At 62.1% G+C, this 13,570-nt stretch carries 12 protein-coding genes and 1 pseudogene; 9 read left to right on the top strand and 4 right to left on the bottom strand.

Going from position 1 to position 13,570, the window contains the following annotated elements; all coding sequences use genetic code 11:
• Positions 1-6 precede the first annotated feature (6 nt).
• The 9 genes and pseudogenes from EHW12_RS28980 to EHW12_RS35535 all read left to right on the top strand — a co-directional run bounded on the left by EHW12_RS28980 (position 7) and on the right by EHW12_RS35535 (position 8,972).
• Positions 7-912 (top strand): DnaJ C-terminal domain-containing protein, encoded by a 906-nt coding sequence (locus EHW12_RS28980; RefSeq protein ID WP_007735552.1) that lies wholly within the window; start codon positions 7-9, stop codon positions 910-912.
• A complete protein-coding gene (locus EHW12_RS28985) occupies positions 909-1,238 on the top strand; it encodes a chaperone modulator CbpM (RefSeq protein ID WP_125052418.1) in 330 nt (109 codons plus the stop codon). The genes EHW12_RS28980 and EHW12_RS28985 overlap by 4 nt, the downstream gene beginning before the upstream one ends.
• Positions 1,220-3,853: an ATP-dependent chaperone ClpB gene (gene clpB, locus EHW12_RS28990; protein WP_054188357.1), complete on the top strand. Its 2,634-nt coding sequence runs from the start codon at positions 1,220-1,222 to the stop codon at positions 3,851-3,853. The genes EHW12_RS28985 and clpB overlap by 19 nt, the downstream gene beginning before the upstream one ends.
• A 16-nt stretch (positions 3,854-3,869) precedes the next feature.
• Positions 3,870-4,321: pseudogene (gene trxA, locus EHW12_RS28995) on the top strand (thioredoxin).
• Positions 4,318-4,584 carry a UBP-type zinc finger domain-containing protein gene (locus EHW12_RS29000; RefSeq protein WP_007735548.1) on the top strand — a complete coding sequence of 89 codons (267 nt, stop codon included), beginning with the start codon at positions 4,318-4,320 and terminating at the stop codon, positions 4,582-4,584. The pseudogene trxA and the gene EHW12_RS29000 overlap by 4 nt, the downstream one beginning before the upstream one ends.
• Entirely contained in the window at positions 4,562-6,289 is a 1,728-nt protein-coding gene (locus tag EHW12_RS29005; RefSeq protein ID WP_125052420.1) for an FAD-dependent oxidoreductase, read from the top strand. The genes EHW12_RS29000 and EHW12_RS29005 overlap by 23 nt, the downstream gene beginning before the upstream one ends.
• A gap of 13 nt (positions 6,290-6,302) precedes the next feature.
• Entirely contained in the window at positions 6,303-6,743 is a 441-nt protein-coding gene (locus EHW12_RS29010) for a DUF1931 family protein (RefSeq protein WP_024487875.1), read from the top strand.
• A gap of 1,253 nt (positions 6,744-7,996) precedes the next feature.
• A complete protein-coding gene (locus tag EHW12_RS29015; protein WP_047272442.1) occupies positions 7,997-8,458 on the top strand; it encodes an Hsp20/alpha crystallin family protein in 462 nt (153 codons plus the stop codon).
• Positions 8,459-8,747: 289 nt separating this feature from the next.
• A complete protein-coding gene (locus EHW12_RS35535; protein WP_241199076.1) occupies positions 8,748-8,972 on the top strand; it encodes a hypothetical protein in 225 nt (74 codons plus the stop codon).
• A 98-nt stretch (positions 8,973-9,070) separates the two neighbouring features.
• On the opposite strand, the gene dnaB is transcribed toward EHW12_RS35535, so the two are convergent.
• The 4 genes from dnaB to EHW12_RS29040 all read right to left on the bottom strand — a co-directional run bounded on the left by dnaB (position 9,071) and on the right by EHW12_RS29040 (position 13,517).
• Positions 9,071-11,728, bottom strand: a complete 2,658-nt coding sequence (dnaB, locus tag EHW12_RS29025) for a replicative DNA helicase (RefSeq protein WP_257216880.1) — start codon at positions 11,726-11,728, stop codon at positions 9,071-9,073.
• A gap of 508 nt (positions 11,729-12,236) precedes the next feature.
• On the bottom strand, positions 12,237-12,692 hold the full coding sequence (gene rplI / locus EHW12_RS29030) for a 50S ribosomal protein L9 (RefSeq protein ID WP_007735531.1): 456 nt from the start codon (positions 12,690-12,692) through the stop codon (positions 12,237-12,239).
• A gap of 18 nt (positions 12,693-12,710) precedes the next feature.
• Positions 12,711-12,953, bottom strand: coding sequence for a 30S ribosomal protein S18 (rpsR, locus tag EHW12_RS29035; RefSeq protein WP_003941245.1), 243 nt, complete (start codon positions 12,951-12,953; stop codon positions 12,711-12,713).
• A gap of 39 nt (positions 12,954-12,992) precedes the next feature.
• A complete protein-coding gene (locus EHW12_RS29040) occupies positions 12,993-13,517 on the bottom strand; it encodes a single-stranded DNA-binding protein (RefSeq protein ID WP_003941248.1) in 525 nt (174 codons plus the stop codon).
• Between the last annotated feature and the right edge of the window lie 53 nt (positions 13,518-13,570).

A 13,570-nucleotide genomic window follows, 5' to 3' on the forward strand; every position in this document is an offset into this window, starting at 1 on the left:
GCACCGATGGCCCGTGACTACTACGAAGTACTCGGCGTACCGAAGGGCGCCGGCACCGACGAAATTCAGCAGGCGTACCGCAAGCTGGCCCGCAAGTACCACCCCGATGTGAACAAGGATCCCACTGCGGAGGACAGGTTCAAGGAGGTCAACGAGGCCTATCAGGTGTTGTCCGACCCGGACACCCGGAAACGCTATGACCGATTCGGTGACGACTTCCGGCATGTACCCGAGGATTACGACGAACGGGTGCGGGCAAACGCCGCCGGGTACGGCGGTGGCGGGAGACGGGTGCACTTCGGCCACGGTGTCGGTGGTGAGGGTGCCGTCGACTTCGAAGACCTCTTCGGGCAGATGTTCGGCGGAGGCGGTGGGTTCGGACCGATTCCCGGCGCCGATCAGGAGGCCGAACTGGAACTGGCGCTGGAAGAGGCCTATCAGGGCGGAAAACGCACTCTCAGACTGGACGGACGGCAGTATGACGTCGACATTCCAGCCGGCGTCCTGGACGGCCAGCGAATCCGGTTGGCCGGGCAAGGAGGCCGAGGCAACGGTGACGCGCCGCCTGGGGATCTGTACCTCGTGGTGCGGATCAAACCGCATTCACGGTTCCGCGTGCAGGGTCGGGACATCTACGTCGATCTGCCCGTATCGCCATGGGAGGCGGTTCTCGGGTCGACAGTCGTCGTTCCCACACCGGGCGGAGAGGCGAAAGTCAAAGTGGTGCCTGGCTCTTCGACTGGTAGGAAGCTGCGCCTGCGCGGAGAGGGAATGCCGAATCCGCGCGGTGCCAACGGCAACCTCTACGCCGAAATCAAGGTGATGGTTCCGTCGAAACCGACAGCACGTGAACGCGAACTGTTCGAGCAGTTGGGCGCCGAATCGAACTTCAATCCGAGGAAAGAGACATGAGCACCTCAACGCCGATCACTCAGTACGTATTGGTTCGCCGTACCGGATTGTCGCCGGACGCCTTCGCCGAACGTACTGGCCTGCACCCGGATCTGGCACGAAAACTCGTGGCTCTCGGACTGCTCGACGCCCACCGCTACGCCGGCGGAGAGATGTCGTTCGACCCATCCGAAGTGACCCACGCCGCACGCATCCAACGACTGCGGACGGGTCTGGGTCTCAACTACTCGGCAATCGGGCTCGTGCTCGATCTGCTGGATCGAATCGAAAGACTCGAAACAGCGGCCCGCAGAAGGATGACATCCTCATGGACACCGGCAGCTTGACCGAAAAGTCACGAGAAGCCTTGCAGGAAGCCCAGAATGTTGCGACCAGAATGGGCCACACCGAAGTCGACGGAGAGCACCTGCTGCTCGCATTGGTCGATCAGCAGGATGGGTTGGTGCCCCGACTGCTCGAACAGGCCGGCGCGAATGTCGAAGCACTTCGATCCGATCTGGATCGTGAACTGTCGCGTAGGCCGAAGGTCAGCGGCCCCGGCGCGACCCCCGGTCAGGTGATGATCACCCAGCGTCTGGCCAAGCTGCTCGATGCCGCAGAGCGGGAGGCGAAGAGACTCAAGGATTCCTACGTGTCGGTGGAGCATCTTGTGATGGCCCTCTCCGAGGAAGGATCGGCCAGCGCGGCCGGGCGGGTCCTCGCCAGTCACGGGGTCACACGGGACGCCTTCCTCACAGCGCTGACGAAGGTGCGCGGCAATCAGCGTGTCACGTCGGCAACCCCGGAGGGGGCGTACGAGGCATTGGAGAAGTACGGGCGCGACCTCGTCTCCGAGGGACGGGCAGGCAAACTCGATCCGGTCATCGGCCGGGATGCCGAGATACGCAGGGTAACTCAGATCTTGAGCCGGAAAACGAAGAACAACCCGGTGCTGATCGGCGACCCCGGTGTAGGTAAGACTGCGATTGTCGAGGGTCTCGCCCAGCGGATCGTCCGCGGCGACGTGCCCGAGGGCCTACGCGACAAGACGATCTTCTCGCTCGACATGGGTTCTCTGGTGGCCGGTGCGAAGTACCGCGGCGAGTTCGAGGAGCGACTGCAGGCCGTGCTGTCCGAGGTGAAGGCTGCCGAGGGGCGCATCCTGTTGTTCGTCGACGAGTTGCATACCGTGGTCGGAGCGGGCTCGGTCGGCGGCGAGGGGTCTCTCGATGCCGGCAACATGCTCAAACCGATGCTCGCACGCGGCGAACTGCACATGATCGGTGCCACCACTCTCGACGAGTATCGCAAGCACATCGAATCCGATGCGGCACTGGAGCGTCGATTCCAGACCGTTCTCGTCGACGAGCCCAGTGCCGAGGATGCGATCTCGATTCTGCGCGGACTTCGAGAACGCCTCGAGGTGTTCCATGGCGTGAAAATTCAAGACGGTGCATTGGTGGCCGCCGTGACCCTCTCGCACCGGTATATCACCGACCGCTTCCTTCCGGACAAGGCGATCGATCTCGTAGACGAGGCATGCGCTCGGCTCCGCACCGAAATCGATTCGATGCCTGCCGAACTCGACGAGCTCACGCGGAAGGTGACCCGTCTGGAGATCGAAGAGGCCGCACTGTCCAAGGAAACGGACGCGGCCAGCAAAGCGCGCCTCGAAGAATTGCGCAAGGAGCTGGCCGACCTGCGGGCCGAGGCAGACGCCCGGCACGCTCAATGGGAGGCGGAGCGGCAGGCGATCCGGCGGGTGCAAGAACTGCGAGGAGATTTGGAACGGTTGCGCGTCGAGGCCGAGGCCGCCGAACGCAACTACGACCTCAATCGGGCAGCCGAGTTGCGATACGGCGAGATCACCGAGCTCGAACGCCGGCTCGAGGCGGCGGAGGAGCAACTGGCCACCAGACAAGGCCGAAATCCGTTGCTGCGTGAAGTGGTCACCGAAGACGAGATCGCAGAGATCGTGGCCGCATGGACGGGTATCCCGGTCGCCCGGCTGCAAGAAGGTGAGCGGGAGAAGTTGTTGAAGCTCGACGAGATCCTGCACGAGCGGGTCGTCGGTCAGGACGAGGCGGTGCAACTGGTCGCGGACGCTGTGATCCGGGCGAGGTCCGGTATCCGTGATCCTCGTCGACCGATCGGTTCGTTCATTTTCCTGGGCCCGACGGGCGTCGGAAAGACCGAGCTTGCAAAGACATTGGCCAGCGCCCTATTCGACAGTGAAGACAACATGGTGCGCCTCGATATGAGCGAGTACCAGGAACGGCACACGGTGAGTCGGCTCATCGGTGCACCTCCCGGATACGTCGGGTACGACGAAGGTGGCCAGCTCACCGAGGCGGTGCGGCGTAAGCCGTACTCCGTGGTGCTCTTCGACGAGATCGAGAAGGCCCACGCCGACGTCTTCAATACCCTGCTGCAGGTGCTCGACGACGGCCGGATCACCGATTCTCAAGGGAGGCAAGTCGATTTCCGGAACACGGTGATCATCATGACCTCCAACATCGGATCCCAGCATCTCCTCGACGGGGTCACAGCCGACGGCGAAATCAAGCCGGACGCCAGGGAACGGGTGATGGCAGAACTGCGCGGGCATTTCCGCCCCGAATTCCTCAACCGGGTCGACGACATCGTGCTGTTCTCCCCACTCACCCTGCCCCAGATCGAGTACATAGTGGAACTGCAACTCACCGACCTTCGAAACAGGTTGTCGGAGAGACAGATACACCTGGAAATCACGCCGGAGGCACGCCGACTGATCGCCGAACACGGGTTCGACCCTGTCTACGGTGCGCGGCCGCTGCGCCGATACATCGCACACGAGGTCGAAACCAAGATCGGCCGTGCACTGTTGCGCGGCGAGATCAAACCGGACGGCACCATCAGCGTCACGGTGGACGGCGGCGAGCTTGCCGTCGCGTATGCCGAACCCGCCTTCGCGGCGGCCTGAGAAGAGGTAACTGGTCATGGGATCCGAAAAGGTGAAGTGCCCGAACTGCGGCAAGACCAACAACATCCCGGCAGCAGGGGAAGGAAAACCTCGCTGCGGCAACTGCCACGAGCCGCTGCCCTGGATCGCCGCGGCGGGAGACGGTGACTTCGCGGAGATCGTCGAAAAATCCTCGGTGCCTGTGCTCGTGGATCTGTGGGCGACGTGGTGCGGCCCGTGTCGCATGGTCAGCCCCGCGCTCGAGCAGCTCGCCAGAGAACACGCCGGCCAGATCAAGCTGGTCAAGGTCGACGTCGATGCTGCACCCGGACGGCTGAACGATTCACCGTCCGCGCCGTGCCGACTCTGCTGGTGATGGACCGGGGTGAGGTTCTCGCTCGCCAGTCGGGCGCAGCTCCGGTCCCCCAGCTGCGCACGTGGCTCGATCAGGCGCTCTCGGAAAATGCCGGCGAGGAGGCGAAGTCATGAGTCCTGTCCATGCGGACCCACATGTAACCGCGATCCGGGCCGTGGTGCCCCGTACCCCGCAGGGCTGCGAGGAATGTCTTCGCCTCGGCACCCCGTGGGTGCATCTGAGGCTGTGCCTGACGTGCGGACACGTCGGTTGCTGCGACTCTTCGCCGGGCAGGCACGCGAGTGCTCACGCTCACGCCATCGGGCATCCGATCGTCCAGTCGATGGAGCCCGGCGAGGATTGGCGGTGGTGTTATGTCGACCAGAACTTCGTCTGAGGGCGCCTCACCCATCGGGTACAGCCCGCCGGTCGACGACGAGACCCCGGACGAGGAGGGCGCCTTCCCGCGGCTGACGGACGACCAGGTCGCGAAGCTCGAGGTCGGTGGCTCGCGTCGACCGGTTCACGCCGGCGAGGTGCTGATCCGAGAAGGCGCGCCTGACAACGATTTCGTCGTCGTCCTTTCCGGAAAGATCGCAGTCGTCGACGAAGGCGACGCGGACGGCGAGCGCCGGGTACTGCGCGTGCACGGTCCTGGGCGTTTCCTGGGCGAGCTCGGACTCCTGGAAGGTCAGGTGGCGTTCTTCACCGCCGAAGCGATCGAGGACGGCGAGATACTCGTCGTCCCGGCCGAGCAGGTACGCGAGCTGATTGCCCACGATCCCGTGCTCAGCGATTTGATCCTGCGCGCCTACCTTGTGCGTCGGCACTTGCTGATCGGGCTCGGCTCCGGATTCCGGATCATCGGCTCCTGCTTCTCCCCGGATACGTTGCGACTTCGTGAGTTCGCGATGCGAAACCGTCTGCCCCACAAGTGGTTCGACTTGGAACAGGACGAACGAGTGGAGCAGCTGCTACGCAGCCTGAACGTCGCACCCGAGGACACACCCGTCGTGATCTGGCACGGCGAGAAGGTGCTGCGCAATCCGACGAATGCGGAACTCGCACGCGTCGTCGGGCTTCCTGTCCCGGCACCCGTCGCGGACGCAGCCAAGGACGTCTACAACCTCGTCGTCGTGGGTGCCGGACCGGCCGGCCTGGCCGCATCGGTGTACGGCGCCTCGGACGGGTTGAACACGGTGACGTTGGAGCGGATCGCTGCGGGCGGCCAAGCCAGTACCTCATCCCGGATCGAGAATTATCTGGGATTCCCCGCCGGGGTCTCCGGCTCCGAATTGGCCGAGCGAGCCGTGCTCCAGGCCGGGAAGTTCGGCGCCCGAATCCTGGTGTCGGCAGAAGTGACCGGTTTGGGATCCGAGGCCGGGAACCATGTGCTCCGACTGGCGGACGGCGGGTCGGTGCACGCCCGGGCCGTTGTGCTCGCCGCCGGGGCGCGGTACCGCAAGTTGGCCGTTCAGGGGATCGAGGCGCTGGAAGGAACAAGCGTGTACTACGCCGCAACGCATCAGGAAGCACGGATATGCGGCACCGACCCGATAGCCATCGTCGGTGGCGGCAACTCCGCCGGCCAGGCCGCCGTCTTCCTCGCCGAGCACGTCTCACAGGTGCACCTGCTCATCCGCGGCGATGACCTCGGGAAGAGCATGTCCCGATACCTGGTCGACCAGATCGAACACCATCCGCGGGTCACCGTGCACCGGCACAACGAGATTCGTGCGGTCCACGGCGAGAAATACCTCGAAGCAATTGCGGTCGAGGACAATCGCACCGGCGACCAGGACACGATTCGGGTGCGCGCCCTGTTCGTCTTCATCGGGGCGGTACCGCACACCGGGTGGCTTGCCGACGCGATCGCACTCGACGACCACGGCTTCGTCCTCACCGGCATGGACGCGATCCACGCCCGAGCAGACGGCAACCTGCATATCAACGGCGGCCTGTCCAGGACGCTCGAAACCAGCCTGCCCGGCTTGTTCGCGGCGGGCGACATCCGCCGCGGTTCGGTGAAACGAGTCGCATCCGCCGTCGGTGAAGGAGCGATGGCCGTACGCCAAATCCATGAATACTTCGAAAGGAGCTGACGACATGCCAGTAATGGGCACCGTGAAATTCCAGCGGTTCTTCAGGGCAGCGGCCGGACTGCAGGTCGACCGGAACGATCTCAAGCGCTATACCGATTTCATCGACGACAAGATCTACGACGTGATCCTGATCGGGAAAGCCTCCGCGAAAGCAAACTTGCGCGACGTGATCGAACCGTGGGACCTGCCGATCACCAAGGGATTACAGGAGAGCATCCACCGGTTCGAAAAACTCGACGAGGAGATCGAACTTCAACCGCTGCTCGATCAGCTCACGGCCCGCCCGCCCTTGGACGTGGCCCTCTCAGAGGAGACAGAGCAACGACTGCCGCTGATCGCAGGAGGGTTGAGCGTAGCGCTGGCGCAAACCTTCGCCACGGTCGAACCGGACCGCAAGAACCCCGGCACAGCCCAATGGACAGTCGCCTTCGACATCTTCCACCTACTTCTGTGATTACCACCCGTCCCGGCTGACAGCGCGTCTGAGTTCGAATATGCCGTCCGGCTGCGAAAATACCGGTGCGATTCAGAACTGCCTGTCAGTTGGCGTCGACGACGGAGGATTTCCGGCGAGAGGTGCGGTTTCCGCGCTCGATTCTCGGGCAGCGAGAACTCCAGTGAGGGACTCGATTACAGCCCTCAGATCTTCTGCCGTGAGCGAGTTCGGCTTACACGCCGAACCTCTGACACCGGTAGTCCGCGTGGCCAGGCGGCGAGCAGAACTTGTCGATCGCCGATCACTCCTTCGGCTCATCTGAGAACCTTTCGTCTTCACTTTCTCGATCCCCGCATCGGGCGGGCCCTGAGCACTTCTGGGCGCGCACAGCTCAAGGCCCGGCAAGGAGACCAGTGAGGGTGATATGGCCTTGCCTTGACGAACACCCGCCCGATTGTTTGCCCCCTCGAACGGAACGGGTGCCCCCGACCCGACGAAGGTTATTGCGCACTGCTTGTAGACGACAGGGTCGAAAGTCCCAGTTCCATTGTGATGAGCAAGCTTTGACGGTAGCCGAAGTGTTCTCCCTTACAGCCGGTTCGGTGTGTGCACGAACACCGACATCGTTCGCAGCGACTCCGACGAACGAGCACCCGCGATGTTCGATGCCCGATCCACCCGCAAACATCGGGAAAAGACCTATTTTGCAAAAGCATTCGGAACAGACGTCTGCAAACCAAATACCAGGCACGGGCCACCTTTCCAGGCACCGCGGCTACTGCGCCGCTAGCGTGACGACCAAGATGTTCACCTTGCCATGCAAACGGCCATGTCACTTCTTGGCATCGAAGGCGACTGAACATGATTTATACCGATCGCACTGTTTATGGTTGAAGATGTGCGGACGACATGAACGTCGACTTCGCACGGATAGTGGGTCATCGGTGTTGTGTGCTCAATGCCGACGTCGGTCATACGCCCCGACTCGCACACGCAGAGTCGGGGCTCCGGCGGATCCGTTGCCGCACCGCCGCTACTGACGAAGTGCCGTACCGCGCCGCCCGCTTCGAATCGAGGCCGAAGGCGGCCACCGCTTTGTCGGGACCAGGCAAAGCAGCGATCTTCAGGGACCGGAACACTTCCCCAAAGCTTCTGGCACTCTCGGTTGCAGAGTGCTAATTCGTGTGGTTATCATGTTCTCGCACAGTAAGTTCGGTCAACCGCCACAGTGGCGGTGACCTTTCTTTTCACGACATGGGAGGTGTGTTGCTGTGCTTCGTTTCGATCCTTTCACCGACATCGACGCGATCACCAAGTCCGTACTCGCCGCGGGAACCGGCAACGGACGCAGTCCACGGTTCATGCCGATGGACCTCTACAAGGTCGAGGACCAGTACGTCCTGCACGCCGATCTTCCGGGCGTCGACCCAGGATCAGTGGGCGTCCACATCGACGGCTCGACCCTGACGTTGACCGCGCACCGCACCGCCCTCTCCGAAGAGGGTGTGAGCTGGCTGGCGAGTGAGCGTTTCGCTGGAACATACAAACGGCAGCTGTCCATCAGCGACGACATCGACGCCCAACAGATCGAGGCCTCGTACGACAACGGCGTGTTGACGGTGACGTTGCCGATCGCAGAGAAGGCGAAACCGCGGCGGATCGAGGTCTCCTCCGGACCACCCTCCCGAACCGATAACGCCGGATCGACAACACAGGTGCAGATCGAAGCCTGATCCGCCTGGCCCGAACACCGCTTTGATGGTGGGGTGACTCCCGAGGACACGCGATGGGTTCTCGGGCCTCACCCACCATCGTTTCGATCTCCCACTGCACACCCGTGGCGCACACCGGTACATCCACCACACGAAAGAATCAGCGCGAGAACCCTTTAGCTGCCATGACTGCATCCACCATCCCCCGCACGAGCAATCCGACAACACCAACAACACCGAATCCCGCGCGCACACTCCACCCGATTGGTGGGATCACCACCGTCCTATCACCAGCGATGAATACAGCGACATGGCGTTGATGCTCGGTGCACTCTCGATACTGACGTTCTGGATGTTCGGCCTCGGCATCCTCCTCGGTGCCGCCGCCATCGGAACCGCCCTGGCAGCGCGCCGACCCGACACCCCCGGACGCGATCTGGGCGACAACACCGCCGGCGTGGTCGGGATCCTCACCGGCATTGCCGGAATCGCCTTCGGCGCCGTCTTCCTCACTGCAGCACTACCCCACCTGTAGAAAAACCGAATTTTGCACTAGTGGAATCGAATTGGTGCTTGTAGCAGGATCTCACAAGATCTGAAATCCGTCCCACCTTCAGGCGATGGCGGCAGCCACTATCCCCGGGCCATGTCCACAAACTTGGACAGGTGAAGCTGGTGCGCCACAGTGATTGTCGCGGTCGGGCCGTTACGGTGCTTACCCAGAATCAGGTCGGCTTCACCGCCACGGGGATCGTCTCGCTCGGTCGCGTCAGGGCGGTACAGCAGAATCACCATGTCGGCGTCCTGCTCGAGCGATCCGGACTCACGAAGGTCGGCGACCTGCGGACGCTTGTCGGTTCGCTGCTCGGGACCACGGTTGAGCTGACAGATCGCGACAACCGGAACTTCGAGCTCCTTCGCCAAAAGCTTTAGGCTACGGGAGAATTCGGAGACTTCCTGCTGACGGGACTCGACCTTTTTACCCGAGCTCATCAGCTGGAGGTAGTCGATGACGATCAGGCGAATGTCGTGTTTCTGCTTGAGCCGCCGCGCTTTTGCGCGAATTTCCATCATGGTGAGGTTGGGGGAGTCATCGATGAAGAGCGGCGCCTCACTGATCTCACTCATGCGACGCGCGAGCTTGGTCCAGTCGTCGTCGGTCATCTTTCCGGAGCGCATGTCGCCGAGCTTGATCTTTGCCTCTGCGGACAGCAGACGCATGACGATCTCGGTTTTGCTCATTTCCAGGGAGAACATGACGCTGGCCATGCCGTGCGTGATGGAGCAGGAACGCAGGAAATCCATTCCGAGCGTGGAATTGTGCGTCGGGACCATCGAATGACCGGCCAGGTACATGTGGTCGGCGTTGTCGACCTCGACGCAGCGAACCGGAACACTCGCAATTGGTCGAACATCGACAATGTAGCGCGACCCGCTGCGCGCAGTGCTTTTACTCGCTCGACGCTCCTTGTGCAGCATCGCTTTCCGCGTAAGACCGAACACTTCGTCATCAGTCGAGAAGGTCAAGGTGAATGCAGTCGACGAAGCCTCGGTGCGACCGTTGACTCGCTTTGTGCTCATTTGGCAGCGATAGCCAAGACTAACCACTAATTCCTGGGCATCGCGGACGAGGCGCTCGTTGGTTACCGAAAACTGAACGGAGCCACCGGCAGTCACAGTTCCATCAGTGTCGAGAAGCCCCGCAAGAACCGCACGACGCTGCGCCTCAGACCCACGGAGATACTGGACAGGGATGTGCTTGTTGCCCAGAACACCGACCGTACGTAGGCGTCCTTGAACCGTGCCGTACTCATTGCGGCACTTCTGGCACAGTCGCAGCCCGATCGAAGGTCCACCACAGTGTGAACAGGTTGGCGCAGGTACAGGGTCAGACATGAAACGTGCTTTGCCGCCGCATGATTGACCGCACGTTCGCACCTGACTGGTGAACGGCACGAAGCTCTTTCCGCACACAACGCAATCGCGCGGAGCGACGGGATCTTCCGGGGCTAATTGAAGGCTGTAGCGCAAATGCGCCGACTTGGACGGAACTGCAACCAGGCCTTCGGCCTCGATCAACATGATGATCTCAGGATCAGCAGTGGTGAATTGTGCGCAGGCAGTAGAACCGTCACCTAGCCAAGCGCCAAGTGTGTAGGGCGGGACAAGGAGATCCTGCGTTGGTAGGTCGAGCGGCTTGGCATTCACGACAGAGTGATTAACGCGGCCATCCGCCGTTGCGCATCGCACCGTCGATGCGATCTCCGCCGTGGTTCGGACCTCGGCGAATGTCTTTTGATTCTTATAGCGGTTGTAACCTGTCTTGGCGTTCTGCGCTGAACGGCGCGAAGCACGCGTCTCCGTCAACCACTGATGCTGCTCGTCGGCCACCAACACTGTTCCATCGGAAAACTCGACCTCGTAGCAAGGACGGTCAACCATCACGTCGGTAGCGGCAACAACCCGCGTCGGCTTGCCGTGGTTGTCGATCAACAGATCGCCGACAGCAACGTCACCCATCGTGGTCCAGCCACTGGGCGTCGCGAGGGGAGTATCGAGGGCAAGCGCCTTGCCCACACCAGGACGGGCCGCGACGATAATCATCTGACCAGCGTGAAGGCCGTTGGTGATCTCGTCGAGATCCTTGAATCCGGTGGGCACACCGAGGGAAATTCCGCCGCGGCTGGCGATGGAGTCGATCTCGTCCATCGTGGGCTGGAGGAGCTCGGTGAGGGGTACGAAGTCCTCGGTGGTTCGACGCTCGGTGACCTCGAAGATCTCGGCCTGCGCGCGGTCGACAACCTCGGCCACGTCCTGGCCCTCGGTGCCGGCGTAGCCGTACTGGACGATGCGAGTACCGGCGTCGACGAGACGACGCAGCACGGACTTCTCGGCGACGATCTCGGCATAGAAGGCAGCGTTGGCGGCAGTGGGCACTGTCTGGGTCAGCGTCACCAGGTAGGCAGCACCACCGATACGGCGGAGCTCACCTCGACGGTCGAGCTCGGCGGAGACCGTCACCGGGTCGGCAGGCTCGCCACGGCTGTAGAGGTCCAGGATCACGTCGTAGACGGACTGGTGGGCGGGCCGGTAGAAGTCACCCGGACGCAGTACCTCGAGGACGTCAGCGATGGCGTCCTTGCTCAGCAGCATGCCGCCGAGCACCGACTGCTCGGCAGTCATGTCCTGAGGTGGCTGGCGTCCGAACTCCTGGTCGGGCTCGGCCTCGGGAGGGCCCGGGTAGTCCGGCCCTGAGAAGTCGGAAGGTCCTCGATCATCTACAACAGCCACAAGCGAGACCTTCCCGTAAAACACTCGACGACACTGCCAGAAACCGCAGCGCCCTCATCATTTGTACCTGCCCCCACCGACATCCCCTAGCCGCATTCGGCCGGGCTGTAGATAGACGCCGAGATGACGTTAGGGACTAGTAGGTCCGCATACAAACCGGACTGTGGATAAACCTGTGGATGCTTTGTGGAAACTCCCGCCCCACGGTGTGCACCGCCTGTGGAGCATTTGGGGACTACTTTGCTCAGTAACTACAAAAGACCAGGTAGATGGCTATCCACAATTTCACAGGCCTGTTGATGAAAATAGTTTTTCCACAGTCGGCGCGTCGGCGTGTCGGGCGTGTTGCCTCGCCCGATTCGTCACTGATCACCAAGTCGAACATCACAGTGTGAGAGTTATCCCCAGGTCCGATTCGGGACGCTGACAGGCGGCACACCGCACCCCGAAACAAAACGTCGGGCCCCGCACACCGAAGTGTGCGGGGCCCGACGAGACGAACAGTCGACTATGCGCCGACGACGTTCAGGTTGAACTTGGCAACCACATCGGGGTGCAGGTTCACGACCACGGCGTGCTTGCCCGTGTTCTTGATGTGAGCCTTCGGCAACACGATGGAGCGCTTGTCGACAACCGGTCCACCGGCAGCCTTGATCGCAGCAGCGACGTCAGCGACGGTAACCGAACCGAAGAGCTTGCCCGAGCCACCGGCGGTCTTGACCGTCAGCGTTACGGACTCAAGGCCCTCGATAGCTGCCTTGAGCTCCTTGGCGTGATCCAGGCCGCGCACAGCGCGCGCTTCCTGTGCACGACGGATGCCCTCGACCTGCTTCTCGGCGCCACGGGTGGCGACGATTGCCAGTCCGCGGGGGAGCAGGTAGTTACGGCCGTAGCCGTCCTTGACCTCCACGGTGTCGCCAGGCGCACCGAGGTTGTCCACGTCAGCGGTGAGGATGAGCTTCATGTTCTTTCCTCCCTTTCCTTAGCGAGCCACGGTGGCGTAAGGCAGCAGTGCTACCTCACGTGAGTTCTTGACGGCAATGGCAACGTCGCGCTGGTGCTGGACGCAATTGCCGGTGACACGGCGAGCACGGATCTTTCCGCGATCGCTGACGTACTTACGAAGCAACGTCGTGTCCTTGTAGTTGATCTGCGTGTTCTTCTCTTTGCAGAAGGTGCAGACCTTCTTCTTCATAACCTTGTCGCGCAAGGGCGGCTTCGGCATGTCTTTGCTCTTTTCTGGATGTTCCTGATCAGGTACGGATCAGAAGGGCGGTTCGTCGCTGCCCGCACCACCGAAGGAGCCCGAAGCCTGAGGCGCACTGCCCCAAGGATCGTCTCCACCCGAAGGTGCAGCGCTCGGACGTCCGCCACCCGATCCGCCGGAGGAACCGCCGAAGTTGCCGCCTCCACCGCCGCCACCACGGTTGGCCTTGTTGACCTTTGCCGTGGCGTACTTCAGTGAAGGACCGATTTCATCGACTTCGAGCTCGACGACAGTTCGCTTTTCGCCCTCGCGAGTTTCGTACGAACGCTGCTTGAGCCGGCCGCTCACGATTACTCGTGAACCACGGGTCAAGCTCTCCGCGACGTTCTCGGCTGCTTCGCGCCAGATGTTGCAACGCATGAACAGCGCATCGCCGTCTTTCCATTCATTGGAATTACGGTCGAAGGTGCGGGGCGTGGAAGCAACCGTGAAGTTTGCAACCGCGGCACCCGCCGGGGTGAAACGAAGTTCAGGATCAGCCGTCAGGTTTCCGATGACGGTGATGATGGTGTCGCCAGCCATGTGGTTCCTCCTGCATTGATGTAAGACCGTTGGGCGCGAGAGTAGAGCTCGCT

The sequence above is a fragment of the Rhodococcus sp. NJ-530 genome (assembly GCF_003860625.1).
Classification (GTDB): domain Bacteria; phylum Actinomycetota; class Actinomycetes; order Mycobacteriales; family Mycobacteriaceae; genus Rhodococcus_F; species Rhodococcus_F qingshengii.

Bases quoted from the DNA above. Each gene is read 5' to 3' on its own strand.
- EHW12_RS28980 (WP_007735552.1), top strand. From the start codon at position 7: ATGGCCCGTGACTACTACGAAGTACTCGGCGTACCGAAGGGCGCCGGC.
- EHW12_RS29010 (WP_024487875.1), top strand. From the start codon at position 6,303: ATGGGCACCGTGAAATTCCAGCGGTTCTTCAGGGCAGCGGCCGGACTG.
- EHW12_RS29005 (WP_125052420.1), top strand. From the start codon at position 4,562: ATGTCGACCAGAACTTCGTCTGAGGGCGCCTCACCCATCGGGTACAGC.
- clpB (WP_054188357.1), top strand. From the start codon at position 1,220: ATGGACACCGGCAGCTTGACCGAAAAGTCACGAGAAGCCTTGCAGGAA.
- EHW12_RS28985 (WP_125052418.1), top strand. From the start codon at position 909: ATGAGCACCTCAACGCCGATCACTCAGTACGTATTGGTTCGCCGTACC.
- rplI (WP_007735531.1), bottom strand. From the start codon at position 12,692: ATGAAGCTCATCCTCACCGCTGACGTGGACAACCTCGGTGCGCCTGGC.
- EHW12_RS29000 (WP_007735548.1), top strand. From the start codon at position 4,318: ATGAGTCCTGTCCATGCGGACCCACATGTAACCGCGATCCGGGCCGTG.
- EHW12_RS29040 (WP_003941248.1), bottom strand. From the start codon at position 13,517: ATGGCTGGCGACACCATCATCACCGTCATCGGAAACCTGACGGCTGAT.
- rpsR (WP_003941245.1), bottom strand. From the start codon at position 12,953: ATGCCGAAGCCGCCCTTGCGCGACAAGGTTATGAAGAAGAAGGTCTGC.
- EHW12_RS35535 (WP_241199076.1), top strand. From the start codon at position 8,748: ATGGCGTTGATGCTCGGTGCACTCTCGATACTGACGTTCTGGATGTTC.